At 50.2% G+C, this 1895-nt stretch carries 3 protein-coding genes; 2 read left to right on the plus strand and 1 reads right to left on the minus strand.

All coding sequences use genetic code 11. From position 1 onward, the window contains the following. On the plus strand, nucleotides 1-554 hold a 554-nt coding region (locus tag PLA23_RS13015; RefSeq protein WP_324475471.1), incomplete at its 5' end, for an NrpR regulatory domain-containing protein. Nucleotides 555-605: 51 nt separating this feature from the next. After that, entirely contained in the window at nucleotides 606-1310 is a 705-nt protein-coding gene (locus tag PLA23_RS13020) for a glucose-6-phosphate isomerase family protein (protein ID WP_324475472.1), read from the plus strand. On the opposite strand, the gene nadE is transcribed toward PLA23_RS13020, so the two are convergent. After that, nucleotides 1295-1895, minus strand: a 601-nt coding sequence (gene nadE, locus PLA23_RS13025) for an NAD(+) synthase (protein WP_324475473.1), incomplete at its 5' end; no start/stop codon positions are given. The genes PLA23_RS13020 and nadE overlap by 16 nt on opposite strands.

The raw sequence follows: 1895 nt of genomic DNA on the forward strand, positions 1-1895 counted from the left end.
TGTTGCACCCGGGAGAAGAACTGGACGGATATATTGTGCCCCAGAAGTACATCGGCATTCTCACCTTGTGCAGTACCACCCTTGACGGACTGCTTTTGCGACGTGGAATTCCCTTCAATCCAATTGGTGGAGGCGTTGTCGAGGTTACACATAACATACCCAAGCGGTTTACACACCTGATAAAATATGAATATACCACGATAGACCCCCTTCAGGTGCTCGTTTCCCAGGAGATAACATCGGTCCGCCAGGTCATGAAAGATGGGGACGGCAGCGTGCTTGGGAATATCAGGCAGTGCCATATGGAGGCGGAGGATGAGGAGGAAGAGGTCCTTGAAGAACTCACGGAAGGATACTTTACCGGGATTCTGGATCTTGGTCTTCCAAATACACCCTGCCTCGGTGTGGCGGTTGATCCGCAGTACATGGGTCTTGCAGCCCTTGGAGGCACAAACTGGGTGGCCGCTCTCAGGGAGGAGGGGATACCCGTTCACATGCAGGCGATGAAGGGACTTTGCGACATTTCAACCATGAAATTTGTATCAGATTTATGAGACGCATGAAAATGCGTAAGGCTTTAGTAGAAGAGGAGAAGATGAACTGACATGCAGACGATCCCACTGACGCACCCCGATATCAGGGACTTGCGTGAATTAATCCCCGTGATGGCAGATCCTGACTGCAGATGCGAAGGTCCCGCATATGAGATGTTTCGTGGTCTTTCACAGACTGAAGATGACCGGAGATGGCTGCTTGATCATAAGATCAGATATGATATCACGAAAATTCCGGGGAGGATCATCTGTGGGGAGTGGATAAAAACGAAGGGTCATTATCATCAGTCGGCTCCGGATGGCTATGCATATCCGGAGATCTACGAAGTGCTTGAAGGGGAGGCACTCTATCTGCTCCAGAAAAAGGATCTCTCGGATATCATCCTTGTCAGGGCACGAAAAGGAGATCTTGTCCTTATTCCTCCCGGATACGGACATGTGACCATCAACCCGTCACCAGACACCCTGCTTATGGCAAATCTTGTCTCATCTGCCTTTACCAGTGAGTATCTTCCGTTTGAGAACATGCGGGGAGCAGCATATTATGTCTTTGCAGATGGAAGGATCGTGAAAAATGCCCGCTATCCAGATACCATTGCCCCCGTTCGGGAGGTGATCTGTAATGGAACACCACTCCCCGCACCATTCCCAAGGAAGACATTATATGCCTGCATCGGTGATGAGAAAAGCCTGGCATTTTTAAATGCCCCTGGCTCATTTGTGAACGAGTATAAAAAACTCTACCTGTTCACCTGAGGTGCAGGTCGTTGTTTGTGGCCCGCACGTTGCATTTTTTCCACAACCCACTCCTCTTCCAAAGTCCTGGGTTCCCAGCCCTGCTCCTCGAGATGCGAGATTGCCGCATCAATGACGTCATATTTCATCCCCAGTTCATTCTCATCAGTCTGGTTGTGCCAGAGTCCGGCTGAGGGAGTCTTCTCAATAAGCCGGTGCGGGATACCAAGATGCTCTGCAATGCTCCAAACCTCACTCTTTTGCAGATGGATGATAGGTTGGACATCTGCTGCATTATCACCAAATTTCGTGCAATACCCAAGCACATACTCGGTATAATTTGAGGTCCCGCACACCAGCCGGTTCATCTGGTTTGCATAATAGTACAGGATGGTCATCCTGATCCGTGCCATGAGGTTTCCTACCAGGTACGACGTCTCGGTAAAGCCAGGCATCATGCGGTACTGGTCGATGAAGGGATCGATAGGTATGGTCAGCACCGGAATCTGAAGAAACTCTGCAAGCAGGGTGACATCATCAGCATCCTGAGACGGAGTCACCGCAGAAGGGAGAAAAAAACCCTGTACATGGTCACAACCGGCAGCC

The sequence above is a fragment of the Methanospirillum sp. genome (assembly GCF_035406105.1).
Taxonomy (GTDB): domain Archaea; phylum Halobacteriota; class Methanomicrobia; order Methanomicrobiales; family Methanospirillaceae; genus Methanospirillum.